General features: G+C 66.3%; 2 protein-coding genes. Both read right to left on the bottom strand.

The genetic code is table 11. From position 1 onward, the window contains the following. Positions 1 to 2: 2 nt before the first annotated feature. Positions 3 to 16,436 (bottom strand): non-ribosomal peptide synthase/polyketide synthase, encoded by a 16,434-nt coding sequence (locus tag N2605_RS13050; RefSeq protein ID WP_260346869.1) that lies wholly within the window; start codon positions 16,434 to 16,436, stop codon positions 3 to 5. Beyond that, on the bottom strand, positions 16,429 to 22,977 hold the full coding sequence (locus tag N2605_RS13045) for a non-ribosomal peptide synthetase (protein WP_260346868.1): 6,549 nt from the start codon (positions 22,975 to 22,977) through the stop codon (positions 16,429 to 16,431). Before N2605_RS13045 ends, N2605_RS13050 begins: the two co-directional genes overlap by 8 nt. Between the last annotated feature and the right edge of the window lie 2 nt (positions 22,978 to 22,979).

Below are 22,979 nucleotides of genomic sequence, written 5' to 3'. Positions count from 1 at the left end.
GCTTACTCCGCCGGTTCCGGGACCGTATCCTGCGCGGTCGACGCCGCCGCCGCCAGGAGCAGACCGCAGATCTCATCGAGCAGGCCGGCATCCCTCAGGATCGTGAAATGGCTGTCGCCAATGAGGCCGCGATCGACCGCCTTCGGCAACTGCGATTCCAGCCGATCACGCTGTGCCAGACGGGTCGAGGTCCACCAGCAGAGCGGCGTGGCTTCCAGGCCCCGCGGCAGCGCTGTGTTCTGCGCCAGCCTGTTGAGGTGCCGTCCGACTGCGAATGCAGCGGACAAATCATCGGCGCCGAGCGAGGCGTCGTTCGCTCTCACGCTCCTGCTCTGCTCCACAACAAAGGCGACCAGATCGCGGATGCGCTCCGGCGTCTCCGGCAAATCAGCGCGTTTCGCTGCCTCGACCTGCGCCTTGATGCGAGAGGCCGCAGCGCTCGGAAGAACCGCCGACAGCAATCCTGCGAGATCGTCGGCCCAGTGTGCCATCGGCTCCTGCCGGTTCGATCCGTCCGGCTGCCGCGGCACGAAGCTGTCGACCAGCGCGAGACGATCGACGCGCTCACCGCCGCGTTCGAGCTCGGCCGCGACGAGACCGACCAGCAGTCCTCCCAAGGACCAGCCGACCAGGCTATAGGGACCGCGCGGCTGCATCCGCCGGATCTCGGCCGCGTAGTCCACGGCCATGGCTTCGAGGGAGGCGTCGGTCCACGAGGGATCGACCAGCATTCTCGATTGCAGCCCGATCAGCTGCCGGTGCCCTTCGAGGCGGCGCGCCAGCGGCCCGTAGTCGAACACTGTGCCGAAGCCGCCATGCACAGCGAAGACCGGGTTCACGCCGCGAACCGCGGCATTCAGCGGCAGCAGCGCCGATGGCGCGGATGCGACGGCGGACGCCGCGGTGGCGCTGCCGGCGAGCAAGGCGCGGATCGTCGGCTTCTGAAGCAGATCGCGCAGCTTGATCTCGATCCCGAACGTCTTGTCCTGACGGACCCGCGCCACGACCTTGAGGCACAGGATTGAATTGCCGCCAAGCTCGAAGAAATTGTCGGTGACGCCGACCTGCGGCACCTCCAGGATCTCGGACCACAGGCGCGCCATTGCAATCTCTGCCGGGGTTCGCGGGGGGACGAAGCTCCGCATCGACGCATCGGGAGCCGGCAATGCACGCCGGTCGATCTTGCCGCTCGACAATGTCGGCAACCGCTCCAGCACCACGATCCGAGCCGGCACCATATAGGCCGGCAGGACGAGCTTCAGGAAACCGGTCAAGCGCTCGACCAGCGTCTCGGCCGCATCAGGCGCGGCGTCATCTGCCGCCTTCGGTGCGACATAGGCAATGAGCTGATTTCCGGCTGCACCCGGCACCGCCACCACCGCGGCCTGCGCGATTGACTCGTGACGGAGCAGCGAGGTCTGGATCTCTCCGAGCTCGATCCGGAAACCGTTGACCTTGACCTGGTCATCGCTGCGGCCGAGATATTCGACGGTGCCGTCCTCGCGCCACCGCGCCAGATCGCCGGTGCGGTACAGCCGCGCGCCCGGGGCCGACGAGAATGGGTCAGGCACGAAGCGCTCTGCGGTCATACCGGCCTTGCCGTGATAGCACCGTGCCAGCCCAAAGCCGCCGAGATAAAGCTCGCCGGCGACGCCGGCGGGAATAATGTCGAGCGCGGCATCGAGAATGTAGGCACGGCGATCTCCGACCGGCACGCCGATCGGCGCGTAGGGCGTGTCGCATTCCGACGCGCCATCGACTTTCCAGACCAGCGGCGTGACGACGGTTTCGGTCGGACCATAACCATTGATCAGAATGCGTGGCTTGAGAACGCGCCTGACCTTGTCGAAGCCCGCCTTCGGCATCGCCTCGCCGCCGAACGAGTAGAGCTTGACCGGCGGTGGATTGCCGCTCTGCTCGACGCAATCGGCGACCTGCTGGAGGTAGGCCGGCGGCAATCCGATATGGCTGACGCGATGGGCGTGCAGGTTCTCGACGGTCTGTTCCGGCGTCCACAATTCGGCGTCACGCATCAACAGCCGTGCGCCATGCGACAGAACTGTGAGCCAGCGCTCATGAGCGCCGTCGAAGGCCAGCGATAGGAAATGCAGCTCGCAGGAGCTTTCGTCGATCTCGTAGAGGCTGCCCGTGACGCGACAGTGCATCGCCAGCGGTCCGTGGGCGACAGCGACGCCCTTTGGCGTCCCCGTCGAGCCCGAGGTGTAGATCAAATAGGCAAGGTTTTCCGGATGCAGTTCGGGCTGCGGCGGATGGTCCGGTCCCGCGTCGAACTCGAACGAAGACAAGGAAATTCGCTCCATGCCGTCCGGGCTGCCCTCGATTTCGAGCGGACCCGTCAACAGGAACGCGATTGCGGCATCGCGCATGACGAACGCGCGCCGCTCCGAGGGCAGCTCGGGATCGAGTGGAACGTAGGCCCCACCCGCCTTGAGCACGGCCAGCAGCGCAATCATCGTGGCAGCAGTTCGCTCGACCACCACGCCGACGCGCTGCTCGGGCTTGAGCCCCCGGGCGATCAGGTGATGCGCCAGGCGGTTGGCCCTGCGCTCGAGGTCTCCGAACGAGAGCACCGAGCTGCCGATTGTCAACGCCGTCCGCTCCGGGAGACGCCGCGCATGGCTGCTGATCGCCTCATGCACCAGCGGCAGCGGAGCGCTCGACGTCGCGTGCCGATTGCAACGATCCGCAAGGACGGCGTCGAGCTCTGTGACGGGATGGATGCTACCAAGCAAGGCCGTGGCATCCCGAGTCAGCTCCGCCAGCAAGAGCTCGAACTGCGCCTTGATCTGCGCCGCCTGCGCTGCGGTGAAATGACTCGGCATATAGGTGTATTCGACCTGGAGCGTGTCTTCGACCAGCACCGAGAGGTCCATCGGATAGTTCGTCACGTCGACACTCTTGAGGCCGCTGAACTGCAATGCGCCTGCGCCGCGGTGCATGCTGCGTTCGATCGGATAGTTCTCGAAGACGATGATGCTGTCGAACATGGTCTGACCGGCGCGGCCGGCCCAGCCCTGGATGTCATAGAGCGGCGTGTGCTCGTAGTCCCGGATCGCCGAATTGCGGTCCTGCAGCGCGCGGAGCCATTCTCCGATCGGGCTTTCGGGCGGAATTGTATCGATCACGGGCAGCGTGTTGATGAAGAGCCCGAGCATCTGCTGCGATCCGTCGAGACCGGCCGGACGACCGGCCACGGTTACGCCGAATGTGACTGTGTTCTGGCCCGTATAGCGCTGCAGCAGCAGCGCCCACACGCCCTGGACGACGGTGTTCAGCGTGATCCGTTCGCGGCGCGCGAACGCCTTCAGCTCCGCGGTCGCGGCCTCTCCGAGACGCGTGTAACAGCGTTCGTGGCCGGATGCCTGATGGCGGCGCGCGCCGAAGGCGTCGGCGAGCTGCGTTGGCTGATCAAAGCTCCTGAGTTGTTCACGCCAGAAAGCTTCGGCAGCCTTGGCGTCCTGCGCCTGCAGCCAGGCGATATAGTCGCGGTAGCGCGTCGCGTTCGCGGCAGCAGCGCCGCCGTAATAGCACTCCAGGACTTCTCCGACGAACCTTGCCGAGCTCCAGCCGTCCATCAGGATGTGATGATAGGTCCAGATCAGCCGATACAGGTGGTCCTGGAGGCGCAACAGCCGCACCCGCTGGAGCGGCGGCCTCTGGAGATCGAACTCGGCGGCGCGCTCATCGGCAAGAGCCGCCGCAATTCTTTCATCACTGATCGCCTGCCCTCGCCAGTCCACCTGTGCGAACGGCACGATGGCGTCGCGATAGACGGCTTGCAGCGGGGAGCCGGAGAGCTCACGCCAGAGGAAGCCGGTCCGCAGCATCTGATGACGCGCGCTCACCTCGCGCCACGCTGTGCCGAGCCGTTCCGGGTCGAGGCCCCGGATCTCGACACTGACCTGATTGACATAAACGCCGCTGCCAGCATCGCGCAGGCTGTGAAACAGCATGCCCTGCTGCATCGGCGACAGCGGATAGACGTCCTCGACGCGGCTCCAGTCCAGACCGAGCCGTTCGAGCTGCTCACTGGAGAGTCCCGCCAGCGAGCCACGCTCCGATGCGGGGTCTTCCTTATCGGGCTCGACATCTCGGGACGACGCACTCAGCAGCTCGATGGTTTGATGCCGGAACACGTCGCGCGGCTCGATGAGCACGCCTTCGCGCCGCGCGCGGCTCACCATCTGCAGCGAGATGATGGAATCACCACCGAGCTCGAAAAAATTATCGGTGACGCCGATGTTGGGCTGGCGCAGCAGATCGGCCCAGATCGCGGCCAATGTAACCTCCGCCGGCGTGCGCGGCGCCACATGCTGGGCGGACGCCGCGAGCTGATCCGGCGCCGGCAATGCCTTGCGGTCGATCTTGCCGTTCGGCGTCAGCGGCAGGCGCTCCAGCACCACGATCCGCGCCGGGACCATGTAGTCGGGCAGCACCGGGGACAGCGCCGTTTTGAGCGCCGCCCCATCCAGCGCTTCGCCGCTGACATAGCCGACCAGCTGGCGGCCGGTGCCGGCCTCGCGCGCCACCACCACGGCCGCGCGGACGCTCGGCTGCGCCTGCAGCCGCGCCTCGATCTCGCCGAGCTCGATGCGGAAGCCGCGGATCTTCACCTGGTAATCGGCACGGCCGACATAATCGAGCACGCCGTCGGATCGCCACCGCGCGACGTCGCCGGTGCGGTACAGCCGCGCCCCCGGCGGACCGAACGGATCAGGGATGAAGCGCTCCGCCGTCAGGCCGCCGCGCTGCCAATAGCCGCGGGCGAGCCCGCTCCCGCCGATATAGAGCTCGCCGGCGACGCCGACCGGCGCGAGGTTGAGGTCACCGTCGAGAACGTAAAGCGTGGTGTTGCCGATCGGGCGGCCCAGCAGCGGACGATCATCCATCGCATCGAGCCGATGGCACGCCGACCACACCGTGGTCTCGGTCGGGCCGTACAGGTTCCAGACCTCGCCGGCCTGGGCCACCAGCCGCCGCGCCAGATCGGGCGGCAGCGCCTCGCCGCCGCACAGCACCCGGCAGCTCGCCGGCAGCGCAGGGCCGTCATGATCGAGCAGCATCCGCCAGGTCGACGGCGTTGCCTGGATCAGGGACACGCCATGCCGCTGCACGATCGCCTTGAGCTTGGCAGGATCATGCGCGGCCGCGCGATCCGCCAGCACGACGCAGGCGCCAATCGTCAGCGGCAGCCAGAGCTCAAGCACTGCGATGTCAAAGGACAGCGAGGTCAGGCCAAGCACCCGGTCGGCGGCCGTCATGCCGGGCTGCTCCGCCATGGTCGCGAGGAAGTTTGTCACGGCGTCGTGGCGAACCATCACGCCCTTGGGCAGACCGGTCGAGCCCGAAGTGTAGATCACATAGGCGAGGCTCTCGGCGTGAACGGCGACATCGAGATTGGCGGCATCGCTGCCCTCGCCGTCCTGTCCATCAACGAGCCAGGCTTCTGCGCCAGTCTTCGCCAGTATGTCTGCGAACTGATCGTGCAATCCCTGTTGCGTCAGCACCAGCGCCGCGCCGCTGTCGCGCAGCATGTGCGCCAGCCGCTCCGGCGGGTAATCCGGATCGAGCGGCAGATAGGCCCCGCCGGCCTTCAGCACCGCCAACAGCGCGACCAGCATCTCGACGCTGCGCTCGAGCGCCAGCCCGACCACGATTTCGGTCCCGACGCCGCGATCCCGCAATCGTCGCGCCAGCCGGTTGGCGCGTGCATTCAGCGCAGCGTAACTCAGCCCCACCTCGCCGAACACCAGCGCGATCGCCTGCGGCGACTTCCGGACCTGTGCCTCGAATTGCGCAATGATCCCTTCGCGCGGTTCATCCCGGCGCGTATCGTTCGCCCGTGCAAGCAGGACGTCTTCCGCGGGGTCGCGGGCCGCGATCATCCCGACCGGTCGATCGGCATCCATGCTCAGCGCCTCGATCAGCCGCACAAAGGTTCGCTGCAGCCGTGCGATCTGGGCCTCGTCGAAATATTTGCGCTGATAGTTGAAGACGAGGCGCAGGCGCTCATCGACGCCGATGCTGGCGAACAAAGGATAATTGCTGGTCTCGACGATCCGGGTTTCGCCGACCTGGATCTGCCGGTTCTGTCCGATTAGCGCGCGGTCGACCGGGTAATTCTCGAACACCAGGATGCTGTCGAATAGCGGCCGTCCGGGGCGCCCTGCCAGCCGCTGGATTTCATAGAGCGGCGTCGCGCCGAATTCGCGCAGGGCCAGATTGCGATCCTGCAACTCGTGCAGCCATGATCCAACGGCCTGCTGCGGGCTGACACCGTCGATGACCGGCAACGTATTGATGAACAGGCCGACCATCTCTTCGGCGCCGGCGAGCTCCGGCGGTCTGCCCGACACGGTGACACCGAAGCAGACCGTGCCCTGCCCGGTATGCTGTCGCAGCAACTGCGCCCATGCCGCCTGCACCAGCGTGTTCATCGTGATCCGCTCGCGCGCCGCGAATTCCTGCAAGCGTCCGGTCAGAGCCGCATCCAGCTCCAGCGCGAGGGTGCCGTGGCCTGACGATTGCGCGCCCGACCGGTCAGCCAGGCTGTCTGCCAGGAAACCCGGCTCGTCAAGTTCTGCCGTCGCATTGCGCCAGAACGCCGCCGAGGCGTCGCTGTCGCGAGCCTTCAGCCACGCGATGTAGTCGCGATAACGGTGATGCAGCGCCGGCAGACGTCCCTCGCCATTATGCTGCATCACCTCGGCGATCAGACGCGCCGAGCTCCATCCGTCGAGCAGGATGTGGTGATGCGTCCAGATCAGCCAATGCCTGTCGGCGCCGAGCCGGATCAGCCGGACCCGCTGCAACGGTGGTCGCGACAGGTCGAACCCGGCGGCCTGCTCCTGCCGCGAAACGTCGGCCAGCGCCGCATCCAGTTGCGCCTGGTCCCACGTCGCACTCCGTGCTCGCCAGTCATCCTCGATAAAGGGCACTTCGGCCCGCCGATAGACGACCTGTTGCGGTGCGCCGGGCAAGTCGCGCCAAATGAATCCCGTCCGCAGCACCGCGTGACGATCGCTGGCTGCCTGCCAGGCGCGGCGCAGCTTTCCGGCTTCCAGCCCACGGATCTCCGCCGCGACCTGGTTGACGTAGAGCCCGCTCTCGCCGTCATGCATCGCATGGAACAACATGCCTTGCTGCATCGGCGACAATGGATAGATGTCCTCGATCTCGCGCCAATCAAGCGCAAGCCTGTCGAGCTCGGTCTGACCCAGCCCCGACAACGCCACGTCCGATGGTGTCAGACCGCAAGCGCCGCCGGTGCAGTGATCGACCAGCTCGCGCAACGCAGCCTCGTACAACGCGGCCAGCCGCTCGACCGTCTCGCGCCGATAGCGCTTGCGGCCGAACCCGAACGATAGAAACAACCGACCATCGCGCACCGTGCCGTTCACGGTCAGCCAGCGTCGCAGCGGGCTCGATGCATCCCGCGATCGGCCGGCGCTTTCCGCTGCCATCTTGAACAGCGCCGCCTCGTCGCCTCCGTCGATCTGGCCGAGATAATTGAACGCAATCTTCGGCTCGCCGGCATGCGATAGCGCCAAACGTTGTTCTTCGGAGCCAAGATAGCGCAATACGCCGTAGCCCAGCCCGCGGCCGGGAATGACGCGAAGCTCCTCCTTCACGGTCTTGATCAATGACGAAGGATCTTCCGAGCCACCGGCCAACCGCACGGGAAAAGCCGTCGTAAACCAGCCGACCGTGCGCGAGAGGTCGAGATCGCCAGCGAGAGGCTCGCGGCCATGCCCCTCCAGCTCGACGAGAACGTCGTCCTGCCCACTCCACTGCCAGACGGCGCGTGCAAGGCCGGCAAGAAGGAGATCATTGATCTGCGTACGATAAGCCGATGGCGCATCCGTCAGCAGGCGCCGCGTCCATTGCTCTTCGAACGACAGCAGGATTTCATCGGCATCCGCCATGCGATCGAGGTCGGCATGATCGTCGTCGCAGGGAATGTCCGCATGCGCGCCGCGGCTGGCCCAGTAAGGCAATTCCGCCGCCAGTTCAGGGGACGTTGCGTAGGTCCGTAAGCGCTGTCCCCACAGTGCGTAGGCGTGGCTCTTGGGCGGAAGCACAACCGTGGCGTCGCCGTTTCCAAGCCGCGCGTAAGCTGCGGCGATGTCCTCCAGCAGAATGCGCCATGACATCCCGTCGACCACGAGATGGTGGATCACGATCAGGAAACGCTGGCTGCCGTCGGCGACATCGATGCCGATCGCTCGCAAAAGCCTGCCCTCGGAGATGGACAGGCTTGCTTGCGCCGACGATGCCAGCGCCGTCACGGCATCGCGGCCGGCCGCCTGCCGGACCCAGAGCAGTTCCTCCGCGCCAACAGCAGCGCCGTGCTCGGCATACCAGCTTCCTTGCTTCTGCTCGAAGCGCAGGCGTAGCGCATCATGATGATCGACCACGGCGGCGAGCGCGCGCCGCATCACGTTCCAGTCGAGGCGCTCTCGCGGATGCAAGAGCACAGCCTGGTTCCAATGATCCCGATTCTCCATGTCCTCAGCAAAGAAGCGGGACTGAATCGGCAAGAGCGGATGCGGGGCGATGACCTGCCCCTGATCGGCGAGCGTCCCCGTGCGCTGCTCGGTCCGCGCCGCGCGCGCCAGAGCTTCGAGCGTCTGATGCTGGAATACGTCGCGGGGCTCGATCAGGTATCCGGCGCGCCGGGCGCGGCTCACCATCTGGAGCGAGATGATGGAATCGCCCCCGAGCTCGAAGAAATTGTCGGTGAGGCCGACGGCCGGCCGGCCGAGCAGCTCGGCCCAGATCGCCGCAAAGGCGATCTCCGCAGGCGTGCGTGGCGCCTGATGATCCGCATGGCCATGGGCCATGTCGGGCGCCGGCAGCGCCTGGCGATCAACCTTGCCGCTCGGCATCAAGGGCAGCCGCTCCAGCACGGCAATTCTCGGCGGCACCATGTAATCCGGCAGGACGGCCGACAGCGCTGTCCGCAGCGCAGCCTCTTCCAACTCCGCCGTGCCGCTGACGTAGCCAACGAGCTGCCGGCCGGCGCCGACCTCTCGCGCCACCACCACGGCGGAGCGAACGCCGGGCTGCTCGAGCAGCCGCGCCTCGATCTCGCCGAGCTCGATGCGGAAGCCGCGGATCTTGACCTGGTGATCCGCGCGTCCGACATAGTCGATCGCGCCATCAGCGCGCCAGCGCGCCAGGTCTCCCGACCGATAGAGCCGCTCGCCTTGCTCCCCGAAGGGATCGGGAATGAAGCGCTCCGCCGTCAGCTTCTCGCGCCGCCAATAGCCCCGCGCCAAACCGGCCCCGCCGATGAACAACTCGCCGGTCACGCCTGCCGGAACCATGTTCAGATCGGCGTCGAGGATGCGGATCGTCACGCCGGGAATGGGCTGGCCGATCGGCACGCGCGTCCCATCCTCGTCGCGACAGGTCCAATACGTGGCGTTGATGAGAGCCTCGGTCGGACCGTAGCGATTGTCGAACCGCACATGGGGGAACGCCGCACGCACACGCGTCATGAGATCGAGTGACAGCGCCTCGCCGCCAGCAAACAGGCGCCTCAGCGAGGTGCAGCGCGGCGCGCCGGGCTCGGTCACGAAATGCTCGAGCATCTGCGGCACGAAGTGGAGCGTCGTCACGTCGTGGGCGATGACGGCGTCCACCAGGAGTCGCGGCTCGCGATGCGCGCCTGGAGCCGCGATCACGAGCCGCGCGCCGGTTGCGAGCGGCCAAAATATCTCCCAAACCGAGACGTCGAAGCTGAACGGGGTCTTGTGCAGCAAGGTCTCGGCAGGATCGAGACGATACTCCGCCTCCATCCAGTCAAGCCGCGCCGCCAGCGCGCGATGCGAACAGGCCACGCCCTTGGGCACGCCGGTCGAGCCTGATGTGTACATCACATAAGCCAGGCTGTCCGGATGAAGCGCCGCACCGGGATTGCCGGCATGGGCTTCGATCCGAGCTTCAGCCTCGCCGTCGATTGTCCAGGCCTCGACGTCCGCATCCGTGATCACAGACGCCAGATGCGGAAGCAGCCGCTCCTGGGTCAGCACCAGCGCCGTTCCGCTATCACGCAGCATGTGGAGCAGGCGATCGGACGGGTAGTCGGGATCGAGCGGCAGATAGGCGCCTCCGGCCTTCAGCACGGCCAGGACGCCGACGATCAGCTCGATGCTGCGCTCGAGCGCCAAGCCGACCAACCGGTCGCGACTGATCCCGTGCTCCCGCAACCGCCATGCCAGGCGATTGGCACGCGCGTTCAGCTCGCCATAGCTGATCTGCCGTTCACCGAAGATCAACGCGATCGACGATGGCGAAGCCGCGGCCCGGGCTTCGATCTGCGCGACGATAGTGTCGCCAAACTTCGGTGCCCGCTCGGCGCTGCCGCCCCAGCCGAGCAATCTCCGCTCCTCATCGGCATCGAGGCTGTCCAGCGCGCCCAGCGGCCGCGAGGCGTCCGCCACGATCCAGGCCAGCAGTTGAGACAGCGAGGCCTGCAGATATCTGATATGATCGTGGTCGAGGCGGCTGCGATCGTAGCGAAAGCCCAGATTGATGCCGTCGGGCTTGACGAAGACCGCCACCGTCAGCGCATAGTTGGTGATCGAGACCTGCTCGACCCGGCCGAACCGGCGTCCGCTTTCGCTCTCGCCCCGCAGCGCCTGATCGATCGGATAGTTCTCGAACACGAGGATGTTGTCGAACAACGCGCGTCCGGAACGGCCGGCAAGACGCTGGATTTCGTACAGCGGCATCCAGCCGTGATCGCGCAGATCCGTGTTGCGCGCCTGGAGATCGCGCAGCCACGCTCCAATCTCGGTTTGCGGGCTTGCCTGATCGACGACGGGCAGCGTGTTGATGAACAGGCCGACCATCTCCTCGGCCCCGCTGATCTCCGCCGGCCGGCCCGAGACCGTCGCACCGAAACAGACCGCGCGCTGACCGGTGTGGCGGCGCAACAGCTGCGCCCAAGCGCCTTGCACCAGCGTGTTCAGCGTGACGCGCTCGCTCCGCGCAAAGGCTTGCAGGCTTGCCGTCAGGTCGGCCGTGAGCAGCAGGTCCGACGAGCCATGGCCGGAAGCACCGTTGGCCGCAGGTCCTCCCAGCGTGTCCGCTAGGAAGCTGGGCTCGTCCAATTCGGCCAAGGCCGATCGCCAGAACGACGCGGACGCGTCGCGGTCCTGCCTTTGCAGCCACGCGATGTAGTCGCGGTAGCGGCCCTTCACGGCCGATAGTCGCGCACCGCGTTCGTGCTGCAGGATCTCAGCCATGAGACGCGCGGCGCTCCAGCCGTCGAGCAGGATATGGTGGTGGGTCCAGATCAGCCAGTGGCGTGCCTCGTCGAGCCGGATCAGCCGGACCCGCTGCAATGGCGCCTGAGACAGATCGAATGCCCTGGTACGTTCGGCTTGCGCAATACCCGCGAGCGCAACCCGCAGCTCCTCCTCTTCCATGGCGGCCGCCCGCGAGCGCCAGTCTTCTTCCTCGAATGGCAAAGGCGCAGAGCGATAGACCACCTGCTGCGCGGCCCCCGACAGCTCGCGCCACGCAAATCCGGTTCGCAACACGGCGTGGCGCGAGCTGATCTCGTGCCAGGCTGCGCGCAGCCTGCCGGCCTCGAGACCACGGACCTCCAGGCCGATCTGGTTGACGTAATTGCCGCTCTCGCCATCACGAAGGGCATGGAACAGCATGCCCTGCTGCATGGGCGACAGCGGATAGATGTCCTCGATCTCGCGGCAGTCGATCGTCGCGACCAGCGCGTCGAGATCAGCCTGTTTGAGGTTCGACAAGGCGAAGTCCGACGGCGTGATGCCGCGGGCGCCGCCCGTGCAATGCGCGACGAGTTCGCGCAAGGAAGCCGCGTAATGCTCGGCGAGACGTTCGATCGTTGCGCGCCGGTAACGCCTGCGGCCATAGCTGAACGACAGGCGCAACTGTCCTTCGCCGACCTGACCGTTGATGCTGACCCAGCGGCCGAGTGGCGCGCTTTCGCTGCGCATCGGCCCCGAGCTCTCGGGCGCGAGGCGGAACGGGGCACTCTCTCCCATGCTGGAATCGAACTGGCCGAGATAGTTGAAGACGATGCGCGGCTCAGGGCGTGTCGCCAGGGCGCTCCGCTGCGCCTCGGTGCCGAGATGGCGCAGGATGCCGTACCCCAGCCCGCGGTTGGGAACGGCCCGAAGCTCCTCCTTGATGGATTTGATCAGAGAGGCATCTTCCTCGGAGCTACCCGACAGCCGCACCGGAAAAGCAGTGGTGAACCAGCCGATGGTGCGGGACACATCGGCGCCCGCAAAGACGTCCTCGCGGCCATGGCCTTCGAGCTCGACGACCTCGTCCTCGATCCCGCCCCAGCGCGACACGGCTCGCGCAAGTGCCGCCAGCAGGAGATCATTGACCTGGGTGCGGTAGGCGGACGGGGCTTCCTTCAGCAGCCGCGTGGTCAATCCGGCGTCGAACGCCAGCAGGACCTCCTCGCCGTCTGCAACCCGGTCGACCCCGCCATGATCGTCATCGCAGGGAAACGCCGCATGCGATCCCCGCTCCAGCCAATAGTCGAGCTCGGCTGCCAGCTCGTCGGTTGCAGCATAGGCCTGCAATCGCGCGCCCCAGGATGCATAAGAGTCGCTCCTCGCCAGTGCGACTGAAGCCGCGCCCTGGCGGAGCTGATCGTACGCCGTCGCAAAGTCTTCGAGCAGCACACGCCATGACACGCCGTCGATGACGAGATGATGCACCACCACCAGAAGCCGCTGGCTGCCGTCCGCGAGATCCATGCCGACCACACGCAACAACGGCCCGGCCAGCGACAGGCTGGCCTGAGCTTGTGAGGCGACCTTCGTGACTGCGGCGGCATCCTGGAGGTCACCAAGAATCCACAGCAGCTCGGACGTTGGCGGTGTAGCGCCGTAGGTCGCGCGCCAACCGCCATCAATCTCCTCGAAGCGGAGGCGCAGGGCCGCATGATGCGCGACAAGAGCGGCAAGCGTGAGCTCGACGAGCTTCCAGTCGAGCCGCGACTTCGGCATCAGCAGGACGGCCTGATTCCAGTGATGACGGTCCCCTGCATCCTCACTGAGGAACCGCAACTGGATCGGCAGCAGCAGGTGCTCGCGGCCGTCGAGATCGATCTCAGCGGCGACGATCTCCGCTTTGTCTTCACTCCGCGCCACGCGCGCCAGATCCTGCAAGGTCTGATGCCGGAAGACGTCACGCGGCTCGATCAGCAGGCCCGCCTGGCGCGCGCGACCGACCAGCTGCAGCGAGATGATGGAATCGCCGCCGAGCTCGAAGAAATTGTCGGTGGCGCCGATGGCGGGCTGGCCGAGCAGCTCGGCCCAGATCGCAGCGAGCACCGTCTCGGCTGCGGAGCGCGGCGCGACATGCGCGGTGGTTGCGGCCGGCATCTCAGGCGCCGGCAGGGCGTCGCGATCAACCTTGCCGTGCGCGGTGAGCGGCAGCCGGTCCAATCGCACGATGCGGGCCGGCACCATGTAGTCGGGCAGCTCATCCGAGAGCGCCGCACGCATCGCCGCTTCGTCGAACGGCCCATCGCCGGCGACATAGCCGACCAGCTGACGGCTGACGCCGGCTTCACGGGCAACGACCACGGCCGACCGCACGCCGGCCTGCCGCATCAGCCATGCCTCGATCTCGCCGAGCTCGATCCGGAAGCCGCGGATCTTCACCTGATGATCGGTCCGGCCCACATATTCGATGACGCCATCGGCGCGCCACCGCGCCAGATCGCCGGTGCGATACAGCCGCGCGCCCGGCGAACCGAAGGGATCAGGGATGAAGCGCTCCGCCGTCAGCCCGCCGCGCTGCCAATAACCGCGCGCCAGCCCCTCGCCGCCGATGAACAGTTCTCCGGTCACGCCGACCGGGACGATGTTGAGATCATGGTCCAGGATGTAGGCCGAGCGGCGGCCCACGGGGCGACCGATCGGGGCATAGTTGCCGTCGATCTCCTCGCTCGCATCGACCTTCCAGACCAGCGGCGTGACCACGGTTTCGGTCGGCCCGTAGCCGTTGATCAATGCCCGCGGCTTGAGCGCGCGCTTGACCTTGTCGAAGCCCGCCTTGGGCATCGCCTCGCCGCCGAACGAGTACAGCTCGACTGGGGGCGGATCGCCACGCCACATCGCGAAATCGGCGAGCTGTTGCAGGTAGGCGGGCGGGAACCCGGCATTGGTGACTCGCTGCCGGCGCAGAACCTCGATGGTCTGTTCGGCCGACCACAGGTCGGCATCCCGCATCACAAGCGCGGCGCCACAGGTCAGTGCGGTCCAGAGCCGCTCATGGGCGCCATCGAAGGTGAAGGACAGGAAGTGCAGCTCGCGCGAGTGCCGATCCATGTCGTAGAGCCCGGCCGTCACCTCGCAGTGCATGGCGAACGGACCGTGTTCGACGGCGACGCCCTTGGGAATGCCGGTGGAGCCGGAGGTGTAAATCACATAGGCAAGGCTGGTTGGCACCACCGCGATCTCGGGATCGCTTTCGCTCTCCTTGGCGAGATCGATCGCACCGAGCGGAACGACCACAACGCCAGCTGGCGGCGGCGTTAACGCCAAACTATCTGCGTCGACCAGCACGACACGCGCGCCGGCATCGCGCAGGGTGCCGACCTGTCGTCTGGCCGGATGCTCGGGATCGAGCGGCAGATAGGCTGCACCCGTCTTCAAGATGGCGAGCAGCGCTGTAATGAGGCCTGGCGAACGCCGTGCCGAGACACCGACAAGGTCGTCGCGCCCGACACCGAGGCGGATCAGGTGGTGCGCGAGCCGATTGGCGCGGCGGTTGAGCTCGGCATAGCTGATTTCATCGTCACCGAAGACCAGCGCCGGCGCGTCGGGCGTTTCGGCGGCCAGCCGTGCAACCGTCCGATGCACCGGTGTGAACGATGAGCTTGCCGTTTCGTCGGCGCGATTCCATTGCCGCAACTGCCCCAGTTCCTGTTCGGACAGCAACGCCACATCGGCGATCCCTTGCGCGTCGTCGGCGACCATGGCCTTCAGGGTCGTGGTCCAATGCGCGGCAAGACGCTCGATCGTCGCCGCCTCGAACAGCGCCGCCGCATAGGTAAAGACGGCGCGGATTTCGCCTGATAGCCCCTCCTCGGTATCGAGCGCGAGGTCGAACTTGACGGCATCGACCTCCGTATCGATCGTCTCGATCTGGAGACCGGTCCGATCCGATGGACTAGCCGACGCCCGACGGCGCTGGTGATTGTAGAGGACCTGGAACAGTGGATTCTGACTCAGGCTGCGCGTGGGCCGAAGGATTTCGAGCAGACGTTCGAACGGCAGGTCCTGGTTTTCCTGTGCCTCGACAGTGGCCGCATGAACCGCCGCAATGAAGTCCGCGATCGCCGCGCGGCCGTCGATCTGCGTGCGAAGCACCTGGGTATTGACGAACAGACCGATCACGCCGCGCGCTTCGCCGCGATGCCTGTTGGCGACGGGCACGCCGATGTTGATGTCGGACTGCCCGGTGTAGCGATAGAGCAGCAGCTTGAAGCTCGCCAGCAGGACGGCGAACAGGGTCGTGCGATGCCGCCGCGCGAGCCCGCGCAAGCCATCGGCTAGCGCCGGGTCGAGCGGGATGCGATGTGCCGATCCCGCCAGATCCGGGACCGCCGGGCGCGGCCGGTCGATCGGCAGCTGGAGCACCGCCGGATCGGCGAGACGCCTGGTCCAGTAGCCGACCTGCCGTTCGCCATCGACCGCACTCATCCAGAGCCGCTGCCATTCGGCGTAGTCGGCATAGTCAATCTCCGGCTCCGGCAGCGCCGGTTCTTCACCGCAAGCGAATGCCGCGTACAGTTTCCAGAACTCGTCAACCAGCACGCCCATCGACCAGCCGTCGGCCACGATATGGTGCAGGCTGACGACGAGGAAGTGATCGCCCTCGTCCAGCGTCAGCAGCGTCGCGCGCATAAGCGGGCCGGCCTCGAGATCGAACGGCAGCGAAGCCTCCTGCCGCGCAAGCTCGCGCGCCTGCCGTTCGCGGTCGTCGCCATCGAGGGCCAGGTGCCGCAATGCGGCCGGCTGCGGAACCTGGATGACTTGTTCGGCCTGCTCCCCTTCCTGCCGAAAGACGGTGCGAAGCGCGCTGTGGCGGGCGACAAGCATATCGAACGCCTGTTGCAATGCGCGTGGTTGCAGCTGGCCGCGCGCGCGCACCGTCGCTGATATGTTGTAGGCCGCGCTGGACGGATCCATCCGCCACAGGAACCAGAGGCGCGCTTGCGCAAAGGACAGCGGCGCCCGCTTTCGCCCCTGGCGCACGATCGGCAGCATGGCGAGGTTGACGCCCTTCGCCGCGAGCTGCGACACGAACGCGTGCTGCTTGCCGGAATCGAGACGCATCAAGCGCCGTGAAATGTCGCGCAGCTGCTGCTTTTGCGTGGTTGCCGTGTCACTCATGGGACAGTTCGACTTCCTTCAACAGGTCGAGCATCGCTACGATGTCGTCGCTTCGCTTGTCGATCTCGCTCTCCAGGCCCAGCGCAGCAGCCATGGTTTCAACGGTCGTCAATTCAAACAGACGATTGAGCGGCAGGTCGTGGCCGAGATCGCGCTTGATGCGGCTGACGAGCTGGACCGCGATCAAGGAATCGCCGCCGAGCTCGAAGAAATTGTCGGTGACACCGATATTGGGCTGGCGCAGCAGATCGGCCCAGATCGCGGCCAATGCAGCCTCCGCCGGCGTGCGCGGCGCCACATGCTGGGCGGACGCCGCGAGCTGATCCGGCGCCGGCAAGGCCTTGCGGTCGATCTTGCCGTTCGGCGTCAGCGGCAGACGCTCCAGCACCACGATCCGCGCCGGGACCATGTAGTCGGGCAGCACCGGGGACAGCGCTGTTTTGAGCGCCGCGCCATCCAGCGCTTCGCCACTGACATAGCCGACCAGCTGGCGGCCGGTGCCGGCCTCGCGCGCCACGACCACGGCCGCGCGGACGCCCGGCTGCGCCTGCAGCCGCGCCTCGATCTCGCCGAGCTCGATGCGGAAGCCGCGGATCTTCACCTGGTAATCGGCACGGCCGACATAATCGAGCACGCCGTCGGATCGCCACCGCGCGACGTCGCCGGTGCGGTACAGCCGCGCCCCCGGCGGACCGAACGGATCAGGGATGAAGCGCTCCGCCGTCAGGCCGCCGCGCTGCCAATAGCCGCGGGCGAGCCCGCTCCCGCCGATATAGAGCTCGCCGGCGACGCCGACCGGCGCGAGGTTGAGGTCACCGTCGAGAACGTAAAGCGTGGTGTTGCCGATCGGGCGGCCCAGCAGCGGACGATCGTCCATCGCATCGAGCCGATGGCGCGCCGACCACACCGTGGTCTCGGTCGGGCCGTACAGGTTCCAGGCCTCGCCGGCCTGGGCCACCAGCCGCCGCGCCAGATCCGGCGGCAGCGCCTCGCCGCCGCACAGCACCCGGCAGCTCGCCGGCAGCGCAGGGCCGTCATGATCGAGCAGCATCCGCCAGGTCGACGGCGTTGCCTGGATCAGGGACACGCCATGCCGCTCCACGATCGCCTTGAGCTTGGCAGGATCATGCGCGGCCGCGCGATCTGCCAGCACGACGCAGGCGCCGATCGTCAGCGGCAGCCAGAGCTCAAGCACTGCGATGTCAAAGGACAGCGAGGTCAGGCCAAGCACCCGGTCGGCGGCCGTCATGCCGGGCTGCTCCGCCATGGTCGCCAGGAAGTTCGTCACCGCGTCATGACGGACCATCACGCCCTTGGGCAGGCCGGTCGAGCCCGAGGTGTAGATCACATAGGCGAGGCTCTCGGCGTGAACGGTGACATCGAGATTGGCGGCATCGCCGCCCTCGCCGTCCGCAGCGTCGAGCATCCAGGCCTCGGCGCCGGTCTCCGCCAGCACGGCGGCGAACGGATCGCGCAACTCCGTCTGCGTCAGCACCAGCGCCGCGCCGCTGTCGCCCAGCATGTGCGCCAGCCGCTCCGGCGGGTAATCCGGATCGAGCGGCAAATAGGCCCCGCCGGCCTTCAGCACCGCCAACAGCGCGACCAGCATCTCGACGCTGCGCTCGAGCGCCAGCGCGATCACGATCTCGGTCCCGACGCCGCGATCGCGCAAGCGCCGCGCCAGCCGGTTGGCGCGTGCATTCAGCGCAGCATAGCTCAGCTCCGCCTCGCCGAACACCAGCGCGATCGCCTCAGGTGACTTCCGGACCTGTGCCTCAAATTGCTCGATCAACGACTGTCGCCGATCATGCGCCTGCGTCCGGTTCCACGTCTCCAGCAACAGCTGCCGCTCGTCGGGGGGCAAAATGTCGAGCTGCCGGACCGGCGCACGCGGCGCGCGATCCAGCGCATCGGCCAGTTGATCGAGTGCCTGCTGCATCATGGCGCAAATGCGATCGGCCGAGAACGGATGGACGATCTGGGCGGTCAGGCCAAGCGCCTGGCCATAATCCTCGACCGCCAGCATCAGGGGATAATTGGTGCGTTCCTCGCCCCCGAGCCATTCGATGCCGGTGCTCTCCCTGTTGGCAGCCAGATCCGCCGGCATTGCATTGTGCCGATAGTTCAGGACCGCGCTGAACAGAGGCGCAGGTGCCGTGACGCCGCTGCATCGCTGCGCGAGCGCCAGGGAGGCGTGCTCGTGTGCCATCAGTTCGGTCAGCCGGCGATGCGCATCACGAACGCTGTCCTCGACCGCAGCGTCACCAAGATCCAGCCGCAACGGCAAGGTGTTGATGAACAAGCCCATGGTGCGATCGCCGCCCGCGCCGGCGTGCATGCGGCCGAACAGGACGGTCCCGAACACCACCTGCTCGCGCCCACTGGTTCGCCCCACCACCTGCCCCCAGGCGAGATGGCAAAGGCTGGCCAGGCTGACGCCCAACCGCCGCGCCTGCACACGAAGCCTTGCGTTCAAGCTCTCGGGCAGCATCAGCCGGGTTTCGGCAATACCGGCACCATCGCCGTGCACCCGATCCAGGCCGAACGGCGTGGAGGGCTCGTCGATGTCGGCGAGCATGCCGCGGAAGAAGCGCTCATGCTCCTTGGTCGCCGCCGATCCGCGCGCCTGTGCCACCAGATTCCGGAACGGATAAGGCGGCGGCAATTCGTGGCTCCGCCCGGACAGGATCTTCCCGACCTCGTCGTGCATCACTTCGAGCGTGGAGTGGTCGCCAATCAAATGATGCAGCAGGACCAAAAGCAGCCAGCGCTCTCCACCCGGATCGGCCGCGACCGCAAATCGCAAAAGCGGCGGCCGTCCGAGATCGATCCGATGCAAACGCGGATCGAATCGTCGCGCGAGCTGCTCATCCCCAGGGCCTTCGCCATCCAGCACGACCTCGTCGACGACCAAGGACGCCTGCCGCCAAACCACCTGTGCCGGCGTGGACAGTCCGCTCCACACGATAGACGTTCGCAGAATGTCGTGACGGGCGACCACCTGCCGGACCGCGTCGAGATAGCGATCGAGCAGGTTGCGGCTGGCAAATGCCATTCGGCCGACCAGCAGATAGGGATCGCCTTCCTTCGACAGCAGGTGGTGGAAGAGAATGCCATCCTGAAGTGGCGAGAGGCCGTAGACATCCTGGATGTTGGCGACGCCGCCAGGAACGTCGGCCACGATGCTGTCGATGTCGGATTGCGTCAACGTGATCAGCGGCAACAATTCCGGTGTGATCGCCGTCGTCTGCCGGGTGATCTGATTGACCGGAACGTCGGCCTCTACGCCGCCATCGAGGCTGGCGGCAAATTCCGCCAGCACCGGCTTCGCGAACAGCATGCGCGCATCCGCCCTCAGCGCATGCCGCTGCAATCGCTCCAGCATGCGCACTGCGAGCAGCGAGTGGCCGCCGAGCTCGAAGAAGTGGTCACTGCGTCCGATCCGATCGACGCCCAAGAGCTCGGCCCAGATATTTGCGACAATCTGCTCGACCTCGCCTCGCGGCGGTTCGAAACGGCGCCGCGCATATGCATCGTTCTCCGGCGCCGGCAGCGCCTTGCGGTCCACCTTGCCATTCGGCGTGAGCGGGAGTGCATCGAGACTTACGAACGCTGACGGCACCATGTAGTCCGGCAGACACGCACGCAGGTGATCGCGCAACGCGCTGGCAAGCTCTCCGCCATCGCGCCTTACGCCCCCCCTAGCGGCCACATAGGCGACCAGCCGCATGTCGCCGCCATGATTGCGCTGCACCAGCACGATTGAATCGGCAACGTCGGCGTGCTCGTTGAGCCGAAACTCGATTTCAGCGAGCTCGATACGAAAGCCACGGATCTTGACCTGGTGGTCGTTGCGGCCGAGAAACGCAATATTGCCGTCCGGGAGATAGCGGCCGAGATCGCCGGTGCGGTACATGCGTGCATCCGCATCGCCGCAGAAGGGATCGCGCACGAAGCGTTCCGCCGTCAGATCGGCGCGATTGAGATAACCGCGCGCGATGCCGACCCCTCCGATATGGATTTCACCGACCGCACCGAGCGGAACGGGCGCACCGAACCGGTCCAGGAGATAGATCCGCGCATTCGGCAGCGGTCGACCGATCGGAGCCGCGTCGCCATCAAAGCCCCGATGCCGCAACCAGCTCGTGGCGCAGACCGTTGCTTCCGTCGGCCCATAACCGTTGAAGACGGCCATATCAGGAGGCAATCCCTTGACCAGCTCGGCCCTGGGCAATTCACCGGCAAGAACGAGAACCCGCAACGAGGCGAGCCGTTCGAGATCGGTCCGCCCGTGCAGCATCGCCGGCGGCAAGGTCGCATGCGTGATCGCATTGTCCGCGAGATAGCCGAACAATGCCGCGGTGTCCTGATGCTCGCGCGTGCCGGCCAGAAACAGCGCGGCGCCCGAGCACAGGGCCATGACGATTTCCCAGATGCTGGCATCGAAACTGAGCGAGGCAAACTGCACGACGCGACTGCTCGAATTGATGTTGAACAATGCCCGCTGCGCCAACGCCAAATTCACCAGGCCACGGTGCTCGACCATCACCCCCTTCGGCCGACCGGTCGAGCCGGACGTGTAGATGATGTAGGCGAGGCTTCGCGCAGTCAGGCCTTCGAGGAGAACACTCGGATCCGACGTCGCCAGCCCTGCGTCTACGTCGGGGTCGACCATCTCGCAGGTCCCATCTGGAATGATCGCGCGTCCTGTGGCGTCTGCGATCAGCAGGCGCGGCCTGGCATCGTCGACAATCTGACGTAGCCGCTCCGCAGGATAAGCGGGATCGAGCGGCAGATAGGCGCCGCCCGCCTTCAGCACGGCCAGCAGGCTCACCACCATTGCGATGCCCCGCGGCAGGCAGATCGCAACGGGCTGATCCGGCACCACTCCCAACGTGATCAAGTGCCGCGCAAGCCTGTTCGCCCGCGCATCGAGCTCGCTATAGCTCAGACGAACGTCCTCGTATGCCAGCGCAATGGCGTCCGGCGCCCTTCTCACCTGCTCCGCAAACAGATCTTGAATGCAGCTTTCGGAGGGAAACGGCGTGGCCGTCTCGTTCCAAGTGTCGAGAACGCGCCTGCGCTCATCGGCACCAATGATATCGATCCGGTCGACCTCATGGTCCGCATCGGAGATCATCGCCCGCAGCACGGTCAACAGATAGCCCCGATGGCGCGTGATCGTCGCTTCGTCGAATAGCGACGTCGCATAATTCAGGGAGCCGACAATGCGCCCGTCCATCTCGCCGAGATTGAGCTCGAGATCGAACTTGACCTGTTGCAGCGGAATATCAGCGACCTCGGCTTTGAGGCCGGGCAACTCGAGAGGCCCCCTCTCGTTGTTTTGCCAGGCGAACACGGCCTGGAAGACCGGTGTCTGCTCCGGCCGTCGCAGCGATTGGACGATCTCGACGACCTGCTCGAACGGTAGGTCCTGATGATCCTGCGCCGCGAGCGCCGCCGCGCGCACGCGGCGGAGCAGTTCGGCCACGCTGGGCTCCGCCGAGAGATCAACGCGGACAGCCAGCATGTTGACGAAGAATCCGATCAGGCCCTCGATCTCCGGCCTATTTCGGTTGGCCGTCGGAGTCCCGATGACGATATCGGTCTGCGAGGAGAGTCTCGACAACACCACTGCCCAGGCCGCCAGCACCGTCATGAAAGCACTGGCGCCATGCGACTGACTCAGTCGCCTGATGCCGGAGGCCAGCTCCACATCGATCTCGATCGGCAGGGACGCCCCGGCGAGCGACCTGATTGGCGGACGCGGCCGATCCGTCGGCAATTCAAGCACGGCAGGAGCGTCCGCGAGTGCTTCTCGCCAATAGTCGACCTGCCGCTGCAAGCGTTCGCCCGACAGCCATTGCCGCTGCCAGACGGCATAGTCCGGATACTGGATTGCCAATGACGGCAGAGGATCGTCCTTGCCGGCGGCGAATGCCCGGTAGAGAGCGCCGAGCTCGCGCATGAGCACGCCGATCGACCAGCCATCGGAGACGATGTGATGCTGGGTGAGCAAGAAGAGATGCTCTCCCTCCGCCATCCGGATCAGGCGACCGCGGACCAACGGTCCAGCGGCGAGATCGAACGGCGTCGCGGCCTCCTCGCGGCAGAGGCGCGCCAGCTCCTGCTCGCGAACGTCCCGGCTACTCAGATCATGTTCGAGCAGCGGCACACGCGCATCCGTGGGCAGCAGCACCACGCGCGGCTGTTCGTCCACTACGCGAAAGACGCTGCGCAGGGCTTCGTGGCGCGCGAACACACGGTCGATGCTGCGACGCAAGGCTTCGAGATCGAGCTCGCCCGTAAGCCGCAATGCTCCGCGAATGTGATAGCTGGAATTCGTACCATCGAGCTGCGCCAGCAGCCAGAGCCGCTGCTGCGCAAAGGACATTTCCAACGATCCGCTCCGCGCCACCACCGGAATGGCACTGGCGCCACTCCTGTCGGCACTCCGGCCGCGATCCCTGGCCAGCGCGACGAGCTTTCTCATCTGCTGGGGATCCAGATCGCGTAAGCTCGGCTTTGCCGTGTCAGCCATGC

Source organism: Bradyrhizobium yuanmingense (assembly GCF_025200905.1).
Classification (GTDB): Bacteria; Pseudomonadota; Alphaproteobacteria; order Rhizobiales; family Xanthobacteraceae; genus Bradyrhizobium; species Bradyrhizobium yuanmingense.
This window is presented reverse-complemented; position numbering and strand designations above follow the sequence as displayed.